Below are 839 nucleotides of genomic sequence, written 5' to 3'. Positions count from 1 at the left end.
ATATTAATGATAAGTCTAATGTAGGAAGAAACGGCAAAAACTGCCGGCTTCCTGCCTTAGCAGGATTCGTTCAACAATGGGTATAAAACATAGGGCGGACAGAAGTTTCCGAAAGTTTTTGGCACTTAGCAAGCTTGGTTTCGGGCGGACAGTTAAGAGCTTCGAAGTGCCCTACGTTTCATACCCGAGCCGTTCTAAGCCATTAGGAAAATTTGGAAATTGAAAACAAAATATTATTAGTACTGGATTTGGATGAAACTCTGATTCACGCAACTGAACAAAAACTGGAAATTGATTGTGACTTTCAATATGCTGGTTATTTTGTTTATCGAAGACCTCATATTAAATGGTTTTTGGAGACTATGAGTGCTAATTTCAAACTAGCTATTTGGTCATCTGCTGACGATAAGTACGTTGAGGAAATAGTGGAAAAAATAAAACCTGAAAATATTGAATTTGAATTTGTTTGGGGAAGAACTCGCTGCACGACAAGAAGAGATTATGAACTTGACGAATACGTTCATGAAAAAAGACTTAAGAAAGTAAAAAAGAAAGGTTTCCCTATCGAACGAATACTGATAATTGACGATTCTCCAGAAAAAACAAAGGATAATTATGGTAATGCTATTTATGTGAACGCCTTTGAAGGAGGCCAAACTGACTCGGAATTGAAAATTCTTGCGGAATATCTTAACTCAATAAAAGATAGCCAGAATGTGAGAAGTTTTGAAAAAAGAGGATGGAAAAATAAAAAAACGGCTTAGAACAATTAAGCTACAATGATGCGAAGTAAGACTTCGGTTCATTGTAGCGTATGTTGGACTCAGCCTCCGGTAGCT

1 protein-coding gene is annotated in these 839 nt (G+C 36.8%); it reads left to right on the top strand.

Going from position 1 to position 839, the window contains the following annotated elements:
• The first annotated feature begins 212 nt into the window (after positions 1-212).
• Positions 213-764 carry an NIF family HAD-type phosphatase gene (locus tag Q4534_RS24085; protein WP_303615715.1) on the top strand — a complete coding sequence of 184 codons (552 nt, stop codon included), beginning with the start codon at positions 213-215 and terminating at the stop codon, positions 762-764.
• Positions 765-839 lie beyond the last annotated feature (75 nt).

The organism is Cyclobacterium sp. 1_MG-2023 (assembly GCF_030546805.1).
Classification (GTDB): Bacteria; Bacteroidota; Bacteroidia; order Cytophagales; family Cyclobacteriaceae; genus Cyclobacterium.
This window is presented reverse-complemented; position numbering and strand designations above follow the sequence as displayed.